Here is an 18,785-nt window from a genome sequence, read left to right as displayed (position 1 = left end):
CGCGCCAAGGCGCCGGGCATCAGAACCAGATCCGCTGCGTAAGACCGTCAATGGTCACATCGACATAATTCGGCTGTTCGCGCACCTCGGGGCGGGTGTGCGTGTAATCCATGCAGGCCGCTTTGCCGCCGCTGTGCACCAGCCGGGCAGTTTCGCTGGCTTCGCTGCCTCTGCACTTATCAAGTCGGACTTCCTGGCGGGCGACCGAGCGGCAGGTCAGGCTGTCAGAGCCCGTCTCGCCTTCGATCCGTGTCAATAGCGACCCGTCCTCGCACCGATAGGGCTCGAATCGCGGCGTGGAGGATGAAAAGCCCACGCCTGTGCAGGTCGGGATGCTCCCGCCGGACCGCAGAACGTCGTAAAGCTGGGCGATGGGCGGGACGCACGCCGCGTACTGCATCGGCCCGCCCGGGTTGGAAATGCACAGCAATACCTGGCAGCCCCAATCGCTCGCTGGCGCTGGAGCGGCAAAAAAAAACGTGCTGGCTACGGCGCACCCCACAAAAGTTGTAGTAAAGCCGACGCTGACACTTCTCCGCCCGCTTTTCTCGCGAAGCTCTCCACCCGCTCCCGATGATTCCTTCTCTTCGCTCATGCCCGCAAAACTAAACTGGTCAGTGCAAACACCACCCAGAGATTGTGCACGATGGCGCCCTCCGCTGTCAGGCACACCATTCTCCTCGCTCAACCCAGCCGTCTTCATGGACTTGGCGCCCCCGTGAAAAGCCGCTGGCTTTTGGGGCGACCACCCCGAAGCCCGCCTTTGAGGCAGATTCCTGCCTTTCATCGACCTATTTACAGCTTATATTAGGCAGCGGAGAATGCCATGCCAAGCCCCTATGCGGCCGATACCCCGCTTAAAACACTGATCTTCGTTGCCAAGTTAATGGACTGCATCGTCGAGGATGAGCGCGAGGGAGAGACGGCAAGCCATCGCTTGAAGCAAGCGGGCATAATGTCTTACATCTACATGATGCATTTAAACGGTGAGAAAATCACGGTATCAAAGCTTAAGGAACGCCTTAAAGCGCCGAGGCAGGTTATCGTAGAGCTCTTTAAGTCGTTGGAAGATCGTGGTTTGCTTACGCACTCGACCGAAACGCATGATGGAGGTCGAGGTCGCGTCTTTGTCTACGCGCTTGCGGATAAGGCGCTGTCTCTGTAAGGGCTGCCGATTGGCTGCATATGAGACGTATATGCCACACGTCTTCGCCGCCATATTGAACATATATACGGACAATAAATGATTGCCCCGGGATCCCGATCCCGCTTAGTGTTGCGCGCCAACCGCTCGAATCGCCCGACCAGCCCATAGAGTCGGCGTTCGATCGCATCTGCAACCAGGAAAAGCAGACGGACAAAAAGGAAAAGGCTCCGATGCGATCAACATCGAAGCCTTTCGGTCTCAGGGAATAGCCCTCGCCTGCGCGAAACTGAGCCAAAACCCCAGCAATTTATGGGTTTAGTTTCGCCGGGACGTGAATTCATGTCAAGCGAAAACGCCCCTCCCGGCGACGAACCCTTTTTGCCGTTTTCAGGAGAAAACGGTGTCAAATCATACCCATGGCCTAGATGCCATCGACGTCACCGAACAGGTCGGCGGCGGCCACCTCGCGTCTCTAGCGGCACTGGCCGCACCAGGCGGGAGCGATCGCTGATGGCGCCTCAGATGTTCGTCACGCCCTTCGGCCAACGATGCCTCGACCTGGGGCACGTCGCCTCCCAGCTCGTCGCCCAATCGGCGAAGCCTGACGCCATTGTTCACAAATGGCAGATCTTCAAGGCCATACGAGAGGCCAGGGAGCTGGTCGGCGCTACGGATCGCTCCCTCGCGATCCTCCACGCCCTGCTCTCCTTCCATCCGGAAACAGCCTTGTCGGGTGACGGCGAACACATCGTCTGGCCTTCAAACGACCACCTCGCGTCGCGGGCAAACGGCATGCCGGTGTCGACGCTGCGGCGGCACATTGCGGTGCTTGTTGATTGTGGGCTTATCATCCGGCGCGACAGCCCCAACGGCAAACGCTTTGCGCGGAAGGCTCAGGACGGGAAAACAGAGCAGGCGTTCGGCTTCGACCTCTCGCCCATCGTGGCGCGTGCTGACGAACTGCTGGGGCTGGCTCAGACCGTGCAGGCTGAAAAGAGAGCCCTGCGCAGCGCGAAAGAGCGACTGTCATTGTACCGGCGCGACATCACCAAGATGATCGAGACCGGCGTGCGAGAGGGTGTGCCGGCCGACTGGCCCGGACATCAGGCGGCCTATCAGAGCATCCTCGCGCGCCTTCCGCGCGGGGCCTGCCGAGAGATCATCGACGCTATCGATGCCGAGCTTGAGGTTGTCCACACGACGGTAAGGGACCTGTTGGCGACCTTCGTAAAAACAGAGATTTTGGATGCCAATGCCGCACAAGATGAGCGCCACATACAAGATACAGCCCCTAGTGACATCGTAGAGAGTCGAGATAATCAGAGTCGGTCTAACGACCGACACGCACATATGAGCGCCTTCGGCGAAGAGGCTTCCCCGGAAAAGCCTTGCGGCGGCGGCGGGGTCGAGCAAGACCGAAAAGCCGCGCGCAAGGCGGCTGACAGCGAGATTCTCAATATTACGCTGCCGCTTGTGAAGCAGGCGTGCCCCGACGTGGCAGGCGCGCTGCCGGACATCTTCGCATCATGGTCCAGCCTCCGCCGCGCCAATCAGCCGCTTTGCCGCATGGCCTACATTAACCCCCAGGTCTGGGAGGATGCTAAATCGCAGCTTGGCGATGACGTCGCGATCATCGCACTGGCTGTGACGGTGCAGCGCGCTTTCAATGGTGACGTCAAGAATGCTGGCGCCTATATGCGCGGGCTTGTGCAGCGGGGAGCCAAGGGCGAGCTCTTCATTTCGAGAAGCCTCTTTGCCATGGCTAAGAATACGCTCGGTGAGGCGAGTTAATGCAAGGGCGACAGCGGTTTGTTCCGAACGATGGGCCTCTTCCGAAGGTCCATCCACAAAAGTTGACCCCACTGTTTCTCGCGTCTGCGGTTGTGTCGAGCCCCATTGATGTCGGGCATCCCAAGATATCGATTCCTGTTCCCGTGACACGTCTACCCCTCGATCTTTATGTGCCCGAGCCGGCCCCGCAACCGGAGGTGATGTTGTACCTAATATCGAGCGGCGGGGTAGAGCTGCAAGCACGGATCGCGGGAAAGACGTTTCGCCGGTGCCTCAAGAGCGTGATTGCTGATGGCCCTATGCGCGAGGGTCAGTTCGCCGTGGTGCAGGGCCGCCTGACACCCAACGGGGCCATAGAGGAGGCCGGTTTGGCCTACGCTCCTAAGTCCCGGACTGATGCATGAGACTGCTTTGGCGGATACGGAAGCGCATGAGGTGGCTGCAGCTCGCTTTGCTCATTGGCCTGGGTCTCGTGGCGGTCGCTCAATATGACTGGTCCGGCAACGCCGGTCGAATGGGTGACGAGGCGGCGACGCCGGCCCCTATAGCCAACTCGCGCAATATCTCAGGTCGAGCGACAGTGATCGACGGCGACACCCTTGCGGTTGCGGGGCATCGCGCGCGGATCCGTTTGTTCGGTATAGATGCGCCCGAAAGCTCTCAGCCCTGTCTAGACGGAAAAGGTCGCCGCTACGATTGTGGGGGCCGGGCGACAGCGTCTCTTGCTCAGCTAATCGGCCGTGACGGCAATGTCGTTTGCCGAACCAAGGACGTTGATGCTTATCAGCGTCTGGTCGCTGAGTGCGGTACGGCGGCCGGCGTGTCCCTCAACCGCGAGATGGTGCGAGCTGGCTGGGCAATTGATTATGTCCGATACAGTGGTGGGAGATATTCGGTGGAACAACGCGACGCTCGGATTGCACGACGCGGTCTCTGGGCAGGCACGTTCGACGCACCCGCCGAGTGGCGTCAGCGGTCATTAAAGTGAGGCGCCTAAGGGAGCAGCTTTATACGGCATGTCGGTTGGATGCATCTTCTGGCTTTCTCGGCGCCTGGCGGTGACGTAGACCGGATCAAATTACCGAAAGGCCGGACGCTCTTGATAAAAGCGTCCAATCTTCGACATACAACATGTTGGCCCCATGGCTTAACGATCAAGCGTCCACAGCGCCGGTGAGAAACAGCGGTGGGGTCATTGAAGGGGGGTCGCGAGCCGGCTGCGAACTCTTGCTTGACTGTGTTTCTAACTGCACGGCGGCACGGGGAACGTGGTTACTGGCTCTCGGCTGGTTTCTTGTCCTCGCGGAATGGAGGAACCAATGTCTGCTCCCGACAGTGTCTTCCCTGACCGCCATTACAGCGGGACAACGCTGGTATGGGCTGTCAGAAGCCCAACCACAGTGGCGAAGATCCAGATGTGGGTCTCGGGCGTATTTTGCTGACAGACGCTTTCCGCTGGCAACTGTAAGCGACAGAACATGGGTAGGGTGATCAGGGCCACGGGATGGCTCAGAGCAAGCGGCTTCGGCTCCTCGACGGCCGCGTTCGAGATAGATCTTGGCTCCGCGCAAGCTACCGGGCGGGTTCAGTCCGAAGTAGCGATGATCATTGAGGTCATGGCCGCCGGGCGCGCCACCCTGGTCACTGAAGCCGGGCGCTGGATCGCCATTCGTCCCATAGAGCAAACGACCGACGGACTGACCTTCACCGTGCTGGATGACCCCGCCACTGTTGCAGGGTACTTTCCTTGACGTTTGTGCCCCTAGTGGACATTCGCCTCCGGCTGATCCTGTGGTAGCATTTTTCTTCTCCGGTGCTCCACGCGGTGGATGGGCGCCAATACCAGAGGAGAGCCCGCGTGAAGCGCACCGAAGAAACGGCCCGCGAACTCTGCGCCATTGATCTGCGCCAGCAGGGAATCGGCGAGGAGCGTATCCCCGAGCTGATGGAGCGCTTTTGGCCGGTCCTGGCCAACGAAATCCGCCAAGGCATAGTTGACGGCGAATGGTCATTCAGCCCGGGACACATTGAGGCATTCTCGTCCGAGTATCGGCTGCTTCTCGACGGTGGCTCAGTTCCAGAGGGAGATAGCGCCGGCAGGGCCGCGCCATCGATCTAACGAGTGCAGCACAGCCCCCGGCCATTCCTCCGAATATACGGCGCCGCCACGTCTGATCGTGGCGGTGAATCGGATGTCAAATGGCGGCCTTAGGCACGCTTTGGGTCTTGGGGTGCCCATGCGGATGCCCGCTCCGGCTTCGCCAGAACGGGCATCTAACAGTCATAGCGCACTACTTCTGCCCGCCCTTGCGGCCGGCTTCACTGGTGCGTTCGCGATCGTTTGCAAAATTGCCCGAGTTATCCGACGATCCGCCAGTCTGGCGCTGATCGCCGCTCGACTGACTGTGCTAGCCCGAGCGAGAATGTTCTCCGCCCTTACGACCCGCCTCACTTGCGCGTTCACGATCCTGGGCGAAATTGTTAGAACCGCCACTGTGCTGCTGGTTAGCCATGGGGAAATGTCCTTCTCAGTTTCTGCCCCCGCTCAAACGACCGGAAATAACTTCCAAAGTTGCCAGGTAAAATCCGGTGCATGCCGTTCCACTAAAGGTCAGACTTCGGGGGAATCAGTATGCTCTGGCAGTTGTTTCAACTAATCCTTGGTGAAGCGCGTAACGTCGTGCACATCGCCGTCCTCGTCTCGCATGAAGTCGAGATCCTGTATCGGAAGAGCGACCGGCTTGGCGCCGATTCCAAGGAAGCCGCCGACGTCGACAACGACGGTGGCGACTGGGCCGGCGCTATGAAGATGCGAGACACGCCCGATTTTTCGTCGCCGAGACCATAGATGGTTGCGCCGTCAAGGATAACCGTAATGGGCGAGGTGCAGAGTGCAACCGAGCCAATTGACGTCACCGACGCCGACTTAGCGACCGCCATCGAGGCATGCGGTGGACGCACGCGTGGCAATCAAGGCACTTCTGATCGGCGGACAATTCCTTGAGCGCGAACGCGACGAGGCGCGACAGGATGCCAGCCGGGTCATGTCCGAGCCGGGCTGGCGAGGGGCCGACGCAAGGGTGCCCGTGAGTTTACGACTTGGCGTAGAAATCGAAGGCTCGTCAGGCGCGCGCGCGCAAGGTAGTCACGCCCGGTTCATCGAAGACCCGCGACCCGCTCGAGTGCCCGCTGTGCCGCCTCCAGTCGCTCCCATGAGGCCCGGCTCATTTTCACGATGGTTAGCGCTCCTCAAGCGACAGCGCCGCCCGACGGGCCGTGTGGAGGGCATACGAATGGTCTTCGAGCGCCGCCTCCAGATCGGACAGCATTTCCCTGAGTGTGCTTTCTGCTTCAGTCATCGTGTCAAACGGCGTTGGAACGGGACCCCTGATAAGCGCGCAATAGGGGCTCTGACGCATATTTGGTGGTGAGGCGTCATGCTGGGGCGACGAGGCGTGCCTCCAGCAGATCGAGTTTCCCGCGCCCGTACATCTGGCGCTTCACCAGCTTGAGCTTGGTGATCTGGCCCTCGGCCTGTCCGTTCGACCAAGGGGATGTAATGGCTGCGGCGACTGCGGATTGATCCTTTCTTACGCCGCGAGCGAACGCAGCGACGAGGCTTGAGCTTGCGCGCTCCAGCCAGAGGCCGAGATCGGCAAGAGCCTTTTTGCGAATAATGCCTTGGAAGGCGGCGACGATCTCGCGAGCCTCGACAAGCGAGGGCACGCCGCTCTCAATCGCCGCGATCAGCACGGTTTCGGATCTGGAAAGCTTGTCCCGGGCGATTGTCATCAGTCGTGCAAGGGTTCGCGCCGACGGCGTCCGATTCAAAATGCCACCCTCGACCGTCTCGGCCCGCCGGCGGCGCGTGGCCCATTCCGTTACGACCCTCAGACTGCCGCGGAACCCCTGCTGTCCGAGCCGACGCCAGAGCTCGGCACTATTGCGCTGCCCGGCCGCCCATTGGGCATCGAGCCATGGCAGGAAAAGCTCAAGGGAGCTCTCGCGGGTGCGAAACACATCCGAGCGCTGCCCGCGCAAGACACGGCGGACCAGACCGCGGCTGTACCCGGTACGGCGAACGATCTCCTTGATCGTCATCCCCGCCTTTGCGAGTTCGAGAATGGCCACGTTGGTCTCCTCACGGTGCAGATATCCTTCATATTGAATGCGTTCGGCAGCGGTGAGTAGATCCGGGTTGATAATGGAAGCTCCGACGGCGGCACGGATCTGGCGCATGGATGTGCGAACGGCGGCGACGAAGGCCTGGCTCGCATTCTCCATGAGGTGCCAGCGATCGGCGACCTGTGTCGCGGCTGGAAGGGCCTTGGCTGCGGCCAGGGCATAGCCGCCGCCTCGGTCCCGGGCGATAATGGTGATCTGAGGCTGGGTCGTAAGCCACGCCTGCGCCGTTGCCGGCTCCCGGTCAGGCAATAGGGCGATGGTCTGGCGCCGTTCCAGATCGCAGATCAACGTTCCGTAGCGCTGATTGCGTCGCCAGGCCCAATCATCGATCCCGATCACTGTAGGTGGAATGAAAGTAGGTCGCCCTCGTCTGCGGATCACCCGGAGCAACGTGTCGTTGCTCGCCGGCAGCATCAACCGTAGCGCAAAGCGCGCAGCGGGGCGGCCACCCAAGGCGAGCCCCAGATGGTGGATGATGCAGTCGAGCCTCGCCGTGCGCCGGGACCAGGGCGCTAGAATCTCGGCGTCGAAGCGCTCCGCGAAGATGCGGCGCGGACACAGGACTCCATCGCAATGAAAGCGCCGCGCCCGAATGAGGAGATGGACCGGCCTGCCGGAAAGCGGCAGATCCGCCAGCCGCCGGGTATAGCGGCTGTGAACGCGCGTTGAGGTCGCCCCGCATCCAGGGCAGTAACTCCTCGTGCTGGATGCTCGGAGACAGATCCGGATGCCGGACTCCGCGTCGGCCACCTCATCGACAATAAAACCGTCCGGCACCAACTCTGAGACCCGCAAATGCTGACCCATGGCGTTGATCCTCCACGTGAACCAATGCCAGCCAGATCCTCAACTCCATCAAAAGTGATGTGTTGGAACGGCCCGATTGCGCCGCCTGCGCCTGGGATTAACCTCTCTGAATCCAGGCGTGCCAACATGAGGAGGACAGGATGCAATCGATCACGACTATCGGACTCGATCTCGCGAAGTCCGTGTTCCAGATTCACGGCGTGGACAGTGAGGGTGTCGTAGTTGTGCGGCGCGCCTTGCGCCGCTCGCAGGTTCTCGACTTCTTCCGCCAGCTTCCTCCTTGCCTGATCGGGCTGGAAGCCTGCGCAAGTTCGCATCACTGGGCGCGCGAGATTGCTTCTCTCGGACATGACACCAGAATGATACCCCCGGTCTACGTCAAAGCCTATGTGAAGCGCGGGAAGACTGATGCGGCAGATGCCGAAGCGATCTGTGAGGCGGTGACCCGCCCGACGATGCGCTTCGTGCCAATCAAAAGCGTTGACCAGCAGGCGGCAGGTATGTTGCTTCGCACGCGTGATCTTCTCATTCGCCAGCGCTCCCAGCTCGCCAACGCATTCCGCGCCCAGATGAGCGAACTTGGCGTCGTCACCGCACTCGGCATGGTTAGCGTCGCCAAGCTGGCCGACAAGGTCCGCGATCCATCCCTGTCGATGCCGGCCATTGCCCGATATGCCCTGCTGGAAATGACGGAGCAGATCGACATGTTGACTAGCCGCATAGAACGGCTCGATGAGCAAATCTTGGCCGGCGTCAAGGCGGACGAAACCGCGCGACGCCTGATCAGCATCCCCGGGGTCGGACCGTTAATTGCCGCAACCGTTCGCGCCAGCGTGAACGACATCTCTGCGTTCAAGAGTGGCCGCGACTTTTCCGCCTGGATGGGGCTCACGCCAAGGCTGCTCTCCAGCGGAGGGAAGGAAAAGCTTGGCTCAATATCCAAGCAAGGCAACCGGCAACTGAGGACGCTCCTAGTTGTCGGCGCCTCGTCGATCATCAAACAGGCCAAACGTGGCTCTAAGCTACCGGAATGGCTCGCGAGCCTGATGACCAGAAAGCCATACAAACTTGTTGCCGTGGCGCTCGCCAACAAGATGGCGCGCATTATCTGGGCGCTGCTGGCCAAGGGTGGTGTTTACAGGCCGCCGGCACAGATGGCTGCCGTAATCTGATCAATAGTTCCGGCGTAATTGCCGGTCCGCCGCACAGGTGCAAAGGGGTGATGACCGTAGGGGACACGATCCCGGCAGAGGATACGCCGTCTGACTCAATGCGCATCAAGCGCGGGAAAATGATAAGGCGACCTATCTGCCGCGGAATGCATCATGGCCAGCAGTCGCATGACCGCACCCAAAGGCCGGACATATGAACGCACCGTCCCGGATGGATCAGACCTCCAAAAACACCTTGCCTGTCGGGCCGTTCCACATATGAGTCAGAGCCCCGTTTGGACGCCGATACCCCCTAAAACGGGGGCCTTATTCCACGCCGATTCACAGCGGATCTAGCGGCAGCACGTTGAGGCTTGAGGTAAAGGTTCGAAGGAATAGCGCTTCGCCCGCCGCCTGCGCAAAGTTGCCAATCACTGTGACCTGTTGGTCGATCACCTCGTAGCCGTCACATATCGGGCAGAGCCGGATCAGCCCATCCCGTATGAGGTCTATAAGACCGGGAAGGGGCGGCTTGGCTTCCACGATCCCGGTCGCCAACATTATGGTGCGGGCCTCAACCCGTCCGAGGTCGGTATTGGCACGGAACAGCTCCCCGTTCGCGGCCAGGCCGATTACACGCCCCCGGACGGGGCGAGCGCCAAAGCGCACTGCCTGCTGCCCGAGGCGCTTAAGCAGCGCGTCGCCGCTGATTCCTTCCGGAAACCCCGGGTAATTTTGCGTGCTAGCAATAAGGGACGCCCGGCTGCCTCCGGCGTCGATCAACACTACCTTACGTCGAAAGCGCGCTAGATAAATGGCCGCTGTCAGCCCCGCCGGACCACCACCGATGATAAGACAGTCGGCGATCGGCGCCGTCGCATCCGTGTGAGAAGTGAGCATGGGATCCTCGGTCGTGACGGCGCCCTCCAAGCCGGAGTCGCGCTGCCCGCCACAACACAAGCTATCGAGAGGCATGGACGAAGCCGTGGCTAAAACCGGCTCGCATTCGAACTCTGGAGCAAGCCCGAAGGTGAACTATTGTTCCGGGTGCGCAGGCACATGCCGCGAGGCGCGATCCCAGGAACGTCTTGCTTACGGCGGCATTAGCTTTCGCTCGCCTGGCCATGGGCTCGGTGTGAGGCGCCAGCTTGCCGTACAAAGGTGTCCTACAGCTATAAAGCTGATCAATCGGGAACCTATGCAGCCGATGCGTGGGGTTGGCAGCTTGGCGGGCTACAGGCGTCCGTCATCGTGAAGCCGGACTCCAGACGCTAGGAGATCGACAGTGAGTGAAGCTAGCCTAAGGAAAGAGATCAGAGAGGTTCGAACGGTGCTAAGCTATGCGCTCGAACAATTCACGCATGTCGGCATAATGACTGAGAGTCTCCTGACCGTCGTGGCGGCGGTGCTGGATGATGCCCGCCCAGCGAATCCCCAGGTGGCCGACGAGTGGTTTGAACGACTGCGAGATGCCGCCGTCGCCAATGTCGAAATGCGTGCGGCAGCCATGCGCCTTGACGCGATCAGCAAAGGGCAAGCTAGTCCCGAGGAACTCGCGGCCGACGAGGACCATAAGCGGGCTATGATCGAAATGCTCGGAGCATATTTTAAGAGCATCGCGCGACCGGTGAAGGAAATGCCATGACTCCAAGCATGTCGAGGGTATCGTCGGCCATCAGTTCATGAGCGGGCGGGTCGCGCGTCACGCCCAACTGCAGCAGCGTGGCCAGCCGTGTCTCGCGGGTCATCTGTGAGCAGGCCCTCACGTGGAGCTAGCCGAGACGGTGATGAGGACGGCTCTGAGTCGCCGCCTTTAATCCGAGGAATTTCGTGATTTTAAGGATCCGCCGAGAAGGAGCCGGATCGTTCTTTGTCAGCCGACGCAGCCACTCACCGGGCGCGCGCGACCCACCGTGCACATTCCCTATTTCCGTCGGGCAGGTGCCTGCGAGGTGATCGCTGCCTCATGCAGGAACGCCTCGCGGAGTGTGGCCGTGTGCTGGTGCTCAGCTGTCGATGTTGGCCGGCTCCGAAGATCGCGCCGCCGCCATAGGAACTCGGCAGCGTAGCGAGCGCCAAGGCTCGATTCGAGAGAGGGGGCTGGCTGGCGCCTGCCCCACTCCAAACCTGAGTGTCAATCGGCGTGCAAGCTTTGGATGCTGTTTGACAAGAGCAATGCGGAGTGAGCCACATGGCGGCCGTAGAGGCGGCCGTAGAGGCGGCCGTAGAGGCGGCAATGACGCGGGCGCGCGTCTCTTCCCGGCTCAGGCTGTTGGTCCAGGCTTCCGACAGGACGAACAGGATCTCGGAAGCCATGCCGAGAAGCAGCCTCAACACGAACGACAGCAGAAGGAAGGGCAGCGCGGGAAAGTTCGCCAGCACCACGCCCGCCACGACGAGGGCCACCAGCACCAGGCGACGCATGCCGAAGGACGGAACAATGCGCGGCAGCAGCAGCGCCACGATGATGACGCCAGCCGCATGCATGGCGGCGTTGGCGCCGATCACCGCCTCCCCGAAGCCCTGGTCGGCGAGACTGATGGCGATGAGAGCGGCACTGAGGCTGTAGGTCAGCCCGAACATTCTCGCCGTCGCGATAACCGCCGCCTGCGAGAGCAAGGGGGAGCGTCCGGGCGTCGGGACGGTCACGGGGACACTCTCGCGCGGTTTGCCGGGCCCGCCAGGCCAAGGTGCCGGGCGAACCGCGCGAGACTCTGGAACCACGACACATCACGACGCTCGACGATCCGCGCCAGGGTGTGGGCGTAATCGAGCACGAGGCCGGGCGTCCAGGTGCCGACATTGGCCCGCGCACGGATCAGCGCGCCCAGCCATACATCGGGATTGGTCAGAAGCATAAGCAGCTGCAGCCAAGAGTAACGGTTCGCGAGCGAGCCTTCCAATGCCGCGTCGAGCGCCTGCGCCACCACGACTGAACAATTGCGGTTTGTGAGGTTGTAGGTGTCGTCCTGCTGGTAATGCGACCAGAACGCCTGAAGTTGCCGGGGGCTGTAATTGTGGAACTCCACCCGCCCGTCGGCCTCGCACCATCCCGCCGCTTCCTCCGCATAGGAAGGCTGGAAGTGACCGGGTACGTCATTGTCCGACGTACTGCGCAGCGCGCCAACGAAATCCCCGCCCGAGCGGTCCATTTCGACGGCCGGGTAGTGACTGATATAGAGCGAAGGGGGCATCTCCAGCGACGCGTGGCCGGTGGAAATCAGGCCGTCTGCATTTACGGCCGCAACGTAGCGATCGATCAGCAGGCGCCGATGCGGCACTTCTGCCGAGCCGACGGGGGTCCACACATGGACGATCATCGGATACGCGACCGTCGCAACGCCTGGGTCGGTCATGTCGGGAGAGCGTTCGTACCAGCCGCGCGAGGAGAACATCGGCAGATGGAGAATTGTCGCATCTTCGGGCAACTGGCGAAACAGAAGGCCAAGCCGCATCAGCAGCCAGCCGCGGAATGCGAAAATGAGCCCAACGCAAAGGGCGATGCTGCGTTCGAGCGGAATGGGCCATCCCGCCAGGAAGACAAGCGCGAAGGCGAGCTGGACGGACCCATACATGACGCGCCAACGCAGATCGGGCAGCCGAAGCAGCAGTCCGACGGCAATGCGCCCGACACCATCGACGATGAACACGATACAGAAAAGCGCTGCGAGCACATCTTCAGCGCGTGCGGGCCAATGGATCGCGACGGCGCCGGTGGCGAGGAAGCAAATCGCCCTCGCGAGAGCAATTATGCCGCGCACGCTGCGCATCTCACGCATGAACAGCAAGAGATTGCCGGCTCCCATAAAAAGGAAGACGACGCCGATAGCCCGGCCGGTGAGAACGACAAGACCCGCCGGCGCGTGGAAGGCCAGGAACAGGGCACCGGCCATCAGCAGGGCGCCGATGCCGCACAGCACATACCACTGCTTGCGGAAGGCGCGCGTGCCTATGAGCAGAAATGACAGCTTGAACATGGCTGGGATGTGTCTCTTGAACGCGGCGGCTGACACCGGCTGGATGCCGATGTGCGAGTGATATAATGATATTATCCTAGAGTTTTTTATCGGGCGGAGAGCCATCCGTGATGTTCAGGTCAACTTACATACTTCCTCGCAAACTCGTTGCGGCTGCCTTGTTGTCATTCGCCCTCCTGGGATCGTCCCAGCCGGCGGACGCGGCGAACTGGGAGAACTGTGTCGAGGCCATCGCCAAGACGCAGCATGAGTTAAAGGAATCGTCGGCAAAGAATCCGACCCAACCCAAGACGCAGGATCAAAGCATCGCCGCGCAGGATTCCCAACAGCCCACGCCGTCGTCTCTGGCAGCGGCCGGCCTGAAGGAGCCGGAATCCGGGCCGGCCGGCGCCTTGAACGAGGCGTTGAACCTGCAGGCGGAGGGCAATGAGGCCGGCTGCATGAAGGCCGTCGCCAAGGCCCGGTCACTGGCGGACCTGAAGTAAGCTCCTGCGCCCGCACCTCAGAAAGCCATGCTGAGGCTGCCGCCGAACGCCTGGTCGCTGCCCCCCTCGTACCAGGTGTCTTGGTAGAACAGCGAGGTGCGCAGCGACTGGGTCAGGTTCATGTGTAACGTGCCGCTGATCGTGTTCTGGACGGAATAGTTGCCGGCAATATAGTTCCGGTTCTCCGGGAGATAGGTGATCACTGCATAGATTGGCTCAAACGGATGAAACACCGCAGTCAATGACAAGCCACTGACGGCCTGGGGCTGGTAATACTGAGTTTTCGTTACGTCGGTCGATTTGTCAAAATCGCCGAAGGCGTAGCCGATCTGCAATTGCGGCAACCACGACGCTACCTTGAGGCTCACGCGTGGCTGGACCTGATAGAAGGTGCCGAGTTCGTATTTTTCCACGGTGAGATTGGCGCCGAGCGCGATCCTCTTTTCACCGGCGATGGTCAGCGGCAGTGTGTATTGGGGCGAGATGTAGGTGGCCCATTGGTAGGTATAGCGTGTGTGCACGCCCACGCCAGCCATCACGTTGACGCTGAAATCCTCGGTTGGCTGATAGCCGACGCCCCCGACAAAATTCCATAGTTCGATCGACGCCTGCTGCTGGTAGAGTTGCTGGCCGAGCAATGTCCATTGGTCCGACAGCTTATAGGCGAGCTGGGCGCTCTGCGTGTAGAGGTCTTCTTGCGGCGGGCCGCTGGTCCAAGTCTGCACGTTGCCGGAAATCGTGATGGGTAGCGGCCCACCTTGCCGGCTGAGGTTCACCTGCTCGCTGATCGCCTGGAGATAACGCGAATTACCGAAGAAGTTCGTCATGGGCTGGGCTGTCTGCGACGCCTGCGGCGACGCGCTGCCAGTATCCGTGCCGCAACTGCCGCATCCCTGCGCCCTGGCTTCCGGGGTGGCTGCCAGCCACAGCAGGGCTGCCAGCGCGCCCAAATAGTGCCCTCGCCAACCTCGCCCCCGCCTTGCCGTGCCCACCTGATAAGGCATGAGGCGGGGCCTAACGTTCACTCTTGGATGGGAAGTACCATTTGCCATCCTTGATTGGGAGGAACGAGCCGTCATCGACGCCGACCTCGGCCGCGATGAGGTCGTTGGCGACCTTGTTCAGCGCCAGCAGCAGTTCGCCGTTCTTGGCCGTGTCCATGGCGAGGTTGTTCATCTCGCCGGGATCTTCGTGCAGATCGTAGAGTTCGAGGTCGTTCTTGGCGACGAGGTCTTCCAGCGTGGTCGGCGTATTGAAGTCGGTCTGCCCGAAATAGCGCGAGAAGCGGTAGCGCCCGTCAAAGACCGAGCGGATGCCGACGCGTTCAGCGAAGTCCGGGTCGTTCTTCAGATAGGTCTGTATCTTCTCGCTGTTGCTGACATCACCGGAGAAGGTCATCTTCACGAAGTGCTCGGCCCATGTGACGTCCTGATAGGACAGCATGTTGTAGTTGAACAGCGAAGCCGGGCGGATCGCATCGACCTTCGCCGTCGTGGGCGCCTTCAGCAGGCGGGAGAAGTCGTGCCCCTTCAGCCCGTCGGAAGCCTTGGCCTGCGCCGCCGGATCCGCGCCGGTAAGGGCGATCAGCGTCGGGGCCAGGTCGAGCTGCGAGGTGATGGCCTCGCAGGTCACGCCGCCGGGATAGGCCGGGTGATAGACGATAAGCGGCACATGGTTCTGCTCCTTGTAGGTGCAGTTGCCCTTGCCGCGCATCTGGTGATGGCCGCCCATCTCTCCATGATCGGCGTTGAACACGACAATGGTGTTCTTGTGCATGTCATTGTCCTCAAGCGCCTTGAGGACATGGGCGATCTGCCGGTCGCAGTCGCGGATGCAGTTGTAGTAGTAGTTGCGCAGGACATGCCAGCGACGGTCCTCGTCGGGCCATTCGCCCACCATCATGTCCTGGATCTGCTGATAGACGGCGTGCGCCTTCGGGCGGCCGGGCGCGTCCAGCGCCTGGCTGCGGTTGAAGGGCAGCGGCAGGTCGTCCCAGCGTTCCTGATAAAGCCGATCGTCGGGCGTTGGGAAGATGTCGATCGCTGCACTCGTGCCCTGAACGACATGGCCGGGAAGGTCGGAATTGATGTACATGACGTCGTGGGGGTTGACGAAGTTCACCGCGAGGAACCAGGGCTGGCCCTTGGCCCGCAATTCCTCGCCTTCGCGCCGCATCCAGCTCGACACGCGGTCGGCGGTGAAGCCGTCGAAAGTGTAGCCGCCCAGCCCGCTGTCGATGAGATCGCCGACGCCGAAGAAACCATCGAAACCGTAGCTTTCGATAATCTTCTGGTAGTCCGCCATCGGCGCGTCGACCGCGACCTTGGTCTGGTCGAGATTGGCACTCATGTGCCACTTGCCCTGATAGGTCGAGTGATAGCCGAGTTCGCTCATGCGATGGCCGATCGTCTTGATCGAGGTCGAGAGGTCGGGCTGCCAGAGATAGTTCAGATTGTCGAACACGCCGGAATGCTGGATGTGCTGGCCGGTATAGATGACCGAGCGTGCCGGCGAGCACACGCAGGACGCGGCCTGATGATTGGCGAAAGTGATGCCCTTCTGCTTCAGCATCTCGCGCGCCGGCACCGGGAACGGCCATTTCGGGAAGAAGTGTTCCTGATCGACGAGAATGAACAGGATGTTGTAGCCGCCCGGCGGCGAGTCCGGCGTCTGCATCGGTTGCGCCGGCGCGGTCGCGGTCGCACCCTCCGTCGCGGCAGACGCAATGCCGGGCAACAGATTGGCGCCGAGGATCGTCGCCGTCCCCTTGCCGAGCAGATCGCGTCGGGAAATGCCGCCGGGCGTATCGTCTTGGGACATTGACGTGGGCCTTCTGATTGCTCGAGCAGGACGTTCGACAGGTAGTGGAGTTAAGCTGGCCGCCGTTTCACATCGATGCCAGCCATTCTAGCGCGGGCTCCGGGCCGCTTCACCAGAAACTGCACATGCGCTGCCAGTGGCGGTGCTCGCGCGGGACCCGGTTCGCATCGCAGTCTTTTCGCGCTTGGCCGTCCAGCGCCATCATGCAGGATTTTCCTTCCCGCAGATGCTGGCACCAGCCGCGATCCTCGCTGCTGTTAAAGGACATGAAGCAGGACTTGCCCTCGACATAGGCTTGGCAGAAAGAGCGCTCGCTACCGTCGAAGGTCATGAAGCAGTTTTTCTTGGTGCAGATGTCGGGCAGCGACTGGGCGAGGAGGGGAGCCGTCGCGACGCTGAGGAATAGGACCACAAGAGCGAGAAGACGTTTCATGCGAGGGCCTTTCAGATAACCTCTGCGGCAAAGCCGATAACGATCGTTGAGATGGAGTGAGGGGGACGCCGTGCGCGCCCCTCGTCTGCTTCGGGAGAGGCCTCACGCCTGATGCCGGATGGCCCCGTTCATCATGCCCAACTCGACCTTGGTCTTGTGGATCTCGTGCGGATCGATCTTCAGGATGTTCTGGTTGAGCACGATCAGATCGGCGCGTTTGCCCACCTCGATGGATCCAATTTCCCTGTCCATGCGGAGCTGGTAGGCCGCGCCCATCGTGTTGGCATGGATCGCCTCCTCCACCGTGAGGCGTTCGTCCGCCGGGCTCAGCACGGGGGCATCCTTCAGCCCGACGAGCTGCCGCGTGACGCCGACCTGGATCGACTTCAGCGGCTCATAGGTCGAGAAATAGCCTGCCGCCGGCCAGTCGGTGCCGAAGGAGACCCGGCCGCCCTGGTTGAGGATTGTCTTGGTCCGGTACAGCTTGTTGCCTCGCACCTCGCCATAGCGCGCCACCATGTTCTCCAGCGTATCGGGATCGGCCGATGACCAATAGGCCGAGAACTGGGCGGTCACGCCCAGCTTGGCGAAACGGGGGCTGTCGGCGTCGTCCACATAGACCAGATGCGCGATTGCATTGCGCCGGTCGCGCGGCGGGTTGGTCGCGATGGCCTTCTCGATTGAGTCGAGCGCGACCCGAGCCGTGCGCTCACCGCAGGCGTGGACGTGCACATCGAAGCCGGCGGCATCCACCATGCCGATCAACTGATGCCACTGATCTTCTGTGAAGGGTGAGCCGCCGGTCGAGTCGGGCATATCGGCATAGGGCTCAAGCAGCCAGGCCGTATAACCGCCCTGTGACCCGTCGCCGACAATCTTGACGATATCGACATGGACCAGCTCGGTCGCGATCCGCTTGTTGAGGTCCTTCATCGTCGCGACGGAATCGTCGATCGGCAGCGACTTCACCGAATAGGACGCGGATACACGGAACGGCAGTGCGCCGCGCTTCTCCGCATCGACGTAGAGCTCGATGATCGCACCCTGATCGCTTCCGACCGGAGGGACGCCTGCATCGAAGACGGTTGTGATGCCGGCCGCGGCCGCCTTGGGCAGCCAGGTCTCCAGCAACCGACCCATGGCCTGCGCGGTGATTGGCTCTACCGCGTTAACGACGCCGAGAACGGCGTTGACCTCGAGTACGTAACCCGTCGGATCGCCCTTCTGGTCGCGGGCGTAATAGCTGAAACGGGGGATCGGGTCGGGCGTGTCGCGGTTGACGCCGGCCATTTCCAGAGCTTTGGAATTTGCCCACAGGCTGTGCCCGTCAATGGCGAAGAAGAAAGCGGGCCGGTCCGGAAGGATGGCGTCGAGCTCGGCCCGGTTCGGGCCCTCGGGCGGAAACATGTCGACGCGCCAGCCAAAACCGCGAATGGGGCCCGTAGGATTCTCCTCGGCATAGGCCTTGATCGCGGCCAGGACCTCGGCGAGATTGGCGAGCTGGAGATCGAGGCCGGAAGTGAGGAACGCGCCGAGGAAGGGATGGGTATGGCCCTCGACAAAGCCGGGCAACAATAGCCGGCCCTTGAGGTCGACGAGCTGAGTGTTCGGACCTGCCATCTTCATCGCGGTGACAGCGTCGCCGACATGGACGATGGCGTTGCCGCGAACGGCTACTGCGTCTGCCCAGGGCGCGGTGCCCGCCACAGTGTAGATCGGGCCGTTATGGAAGACGAAATCGGCCGGACCGCCGATTGCCGCCTTGGCTTCTTCAGCGCGCGCATCCGTCGCAAAGAACCCCGGTGCCAGTGCCGTCGCAGCCGTCATTGCCGCACCCGCCCGCAGCACTGTACGCCGGCTCATTGTCCGGTTCCGTCCGAACGCCTCGAAATACGGCGCCCAATCACACGCAATACACATTTCTAATTCCCCCCCGACGTGCACACACGGCACGCGCCACACCACACCCGCCCTTGCCGCAGGCCAGAC

General features: G+C 61.5%; 18 protein-coding genes and 2 pseudogenes. 8 read left to right on the top strand and 12 right to left on the bottom strand.

Annotated elements, in window-relative coordinates:
• Positions 1 to 19: 19 nt before the first annotated feature.
• Positions 20 to 595 carry a hypothetical protein gene (locus tag EV667_RS21190; protein WP_131837301.1) on the bottom strand — a complete coding sequence of 192 codons (576 nt, stop codon included), beginning with the start codon at positions 593 to 595 and terminating at the stop codon, positions 20 to 22.
• Between the two features lie 231 nt (positions 596 to 826).
• Here EV667_RS21190 and EV667_RS21185 point away from each other — a divergent pair, with 231 nt between their 5' ends.
• The 5 genes from EV667_RS21185 to EV667_RS21165 all read left to right on the top strand — a co-directional run bounded on the left by EV667_RS21185 (position 827) and on the right by EV667_RS21165 (position 5,057).
• The gene (locus EV667_RS21185; protein WP_131837300.1) at positions 827 to 1,165 is read left to right on the top strand and encodes a MarR family transcriptional regulator; all 339 of its coding nucleotides are present in this window, start codon (positions 827 to 829) and stop codon (positions 1,163 to 1,165) included.
• Between the two features lie 492 nt (positions 1,166 to 1,657).
• A complete protein-coding gene (repC, locus tag EV667_RS21180) occupies positions 1,658 to 2,938 on the top strand; it encodes a plasmid replication protein RepC (RefSeq protein ID WP_165901676.1) in 1,281 nt (426 codons plus the stop codon).
• Positions 2,939 to 3,338: 400 nt separating this feature from the next.
• Positions 3,339 to 3,926, top strand: coding sequence for a thermonuclease family protein (locus tag EV667_RS23285; protein WP_131837298.1), 588 nt, complete (start codon positions 3,339 to 3,341; stop codon positions 3,924 to 3,926).
• 613 nt (positions 3,927 to 4,539) lie between these two features.
• On the top strand, positions 4,540 to 4,689 hold the full coding sequence (locus EV667_RS23025; RefSeq protein ID WP_245516300.1) for a hypothetical protein: 150 nt from the start codon (positions 4,540 to 4,542) through the stop codon (positions 4,687 to 4,689).
• A gap of 107 nt (positions 4,690 to 4,796) precedes the next feature.
• Complete coding sequence (locus EV667_RS21165) at positions 4,797 to 5,057, top strand: hypothetical protein (protein WP_131837296.1); 261 nt, start codon at positions 4,797 to 4,799, stop codon at positions 5,055 to 5,057.
• 172 nt (positions 5,058 to 5,229) lie between these two features.
• Here the strand turns inward: EV667_RS21165 and EV667_RS23110 are convergent.
• From EV667_RS23110 to EV667_RS21145, 4 genes and pseudogenes are all read right to left on the bottom strand, one after another.
• Positions 5,230 to 5,289 (bottom strand): annotated as a pseudogene (locus EV667_RS23110) (KGG domain-containing protein); the annotation flags it as partial.
• A gap of 57 nt (positions 5,290 to 5,346) precedes the next feature.
• On the bottom strand, positions 5,347 to 5,451 hold the full coding sequence (locus EV667_RS22785; protein WP_210234595.1) for a KGG domain-containing protein: 105 nt from the start codon (positions 5,449 to 5,451) through the stop codon (positions 5,347 to 5,349).
• A gap of 140 nt (positions 5,452 to 5,591) precedes the next feature.
• Positions 5,592 to 5,854: pseudogene (locus tag EV667_RS21155) on the bottom strand (PRC-barrel domain-containing protein).
• Between the two features lie 519 nt (positions 5,855 to 6,373).
• On the bottom strand, positions 6,374 to 7,930 hold the full coding sequence (locus tag EV667_RS21145) for an ISL3 family transposase (RefSeq protein WP_131837294.1): 1,557 nt from the start codon (positions 7,928 to 7,930) through the stop codon (positions 6,374 to 6,376).
• Between the two features lie 140 nt (positions 7,931 to 8,070).
• Here EV667_RS21145 and EV667_RS21140 point away from each other — a divergent pair, with 140 nt between their 5' ends.
• The gene (locus tag EV667_RS21140) at positions 8,071 to 9,102 is read left to right on the top strand and encodes an IS110 family RNA-guided transposase (RefSeq protein ID WP_131837293.1); all 1,032 of its coding nucleotides are present in this window, start codon (positions 8,071 to 8,073) and stop codon (positions 9,100 to 9,102) included.
• 321 nt (positions 9,103 to 9,423) lie between these two features.
• On the opposite strand, the gene EV667_RS21135 is transcribed toward EV667_RS21140, so the two are convergent.
• The gene (locus EV667_RS21135; protein ID WP_165901674.1) at positions 9,424 to 9,981 is read right to left on the bottom strand and encodes an NAD(P)/FAD-dependent oxidoreductase; all 558 of its coding nucleotides are present in this window, start codon (positions 9,979 to 9,981) and stop codon (positions 9,424 to 9,426) included.
• A 385-nt stretch (positions 9,982 to 10,366) separates the two neighbouring features.
• On the opposite strand from EV667_RS21135, the gene EV667_RS21130 reads away from it, so the two are divergent.
• Positions 10,367 to 10,726: a hypothetical protein gene (locus tag EV667_RS21130; RefSeq protein WP_131837291.1), complete on the top strand. Its 360-nt coding sequence runs from the start codon at positions 10,367 to 10,369 to the stop codon at positions 10,724 to 10,726.
• 245 nt (positions 10,727 to 10,971) lie between these two features.
• Here EV667_RS21130 and EV667_RS23015 read toward each other — a convergent pair whose 3' ends face one another.
• Both EV667_RS23015 and EV667_RS21120 read right to left on the bottom strand, forming a co-directional pair.
• Complete coding sequence (locus EV667_RS23015; protein ID WP_245516299.1) at positions 10,972 to 11,664, bottom strand: MFS transporter; 693 nt, start codon at positions 11,662 to 11,664, stop codon at positions 10,972 to 10,974.
• A 62-nt stretch (positions 11,665 to 11,726) separates the two neighbouring features.
• Entirely contained in the window at positions 11,727 to 13,058 is a 1,332-nt protein-coding gene (locus tag EV667_RS21120) for an HdeD family acid-resistance protein (RefSeq protein ID WP_131837290.1), read from the bottom strand.
• 110 nt (positions 13,059 to 13,168) lie between these two features.
• Between EV667_RS21120 and EV667_RS21115 the strand changes: the two genes are divergently transcribed.
• On the top strand, positions 13,169 to 13,543 hold the full coding sequence (locus tag EV667_RS21115; RefSeq protein WP_131837328.1) for a hypothetical protein: 375 nt from the start codon (positions 13,169 to 13,171) through the stop codon (positions 13,541 to 13,543).
• A 17-nt stretch (positions 13,544 to 13,560) separates the two neighbouring features.
• On the opposite strand, the gene EV667_RS21110 is transcribed toward EV667_RS21115, so the two are convergent.
• The 4 genes from EV667_RS21110 to EV667_RS21095 all read right to left on the bottom strand — a co-directional run bounded on the left by EV667_RS21110 (position 13,561) and on the right by EV667_RS21095 (position 18,758).
• On the bottom strand, positions 13,561 to 14,493 hold the full coding sequence (locus tag EV667_RS21110; protein ID WP_245516298.1) for a hypothetical protein: 933 nt from the start codon (positions 14,491 to 14,493) through the stop codon (positions 13,561 to 13,563).
• Positions 14,494 to 14,557: 64 nt separating this feature from the next.
• Positions 14,558 to 16,363: a sulfatase family protein gene (locus EV667_RS21105; RefSeq protein ID WP_131837289.1), complete on the bottom strand. Its 1,806-nt coding sequence runs from the start codon at positions 16,361 to 16,363 to the stop codon at positions 14,558 to 14,560.
• Positions 16,364 to 16,472: 109 nt separating this feature from the next.
• On the bottom strand, positions 16,473 to 16,796 hold the full coding sequence (locus EV667_RS21100; protein WP_131837288.1) for a hypothetical protein: 324 nt from the start codon (positions 16,794 to 16,796) through the stop codon (positions 16,473 to 16,475).
• 102 nt (positions 16,797 to 16,898) lie between these two features.
• Positions 16,899 to 18,758 (bottom strand): amidohydrolase, encoded by a 1,860-nt coding sequence (locus EV667_RS21095; protein ID WP_245516297.1) that lies wholly within the window; start codon positions 18,756 to 18,758, stop codon positions 16,899 to 16,901.
• Positions 18,759 to 18,785: the final 27 nt, after the last annotated feature.

Origin of the sequence: Ancylobacter aquaticus, from assembly GCF_004339465.1 — a bacterium.
Classification (GTDB): Bacteria; Pseudomonadota; Alphaproteobacteria; order Rhizobiales; family Xanthobacteraceae; genus Ancylobacter; species Ancylobacter aquaticus.
This window is presented reverse-complemented; position numbering and strand designations above follow the sequence as displayed.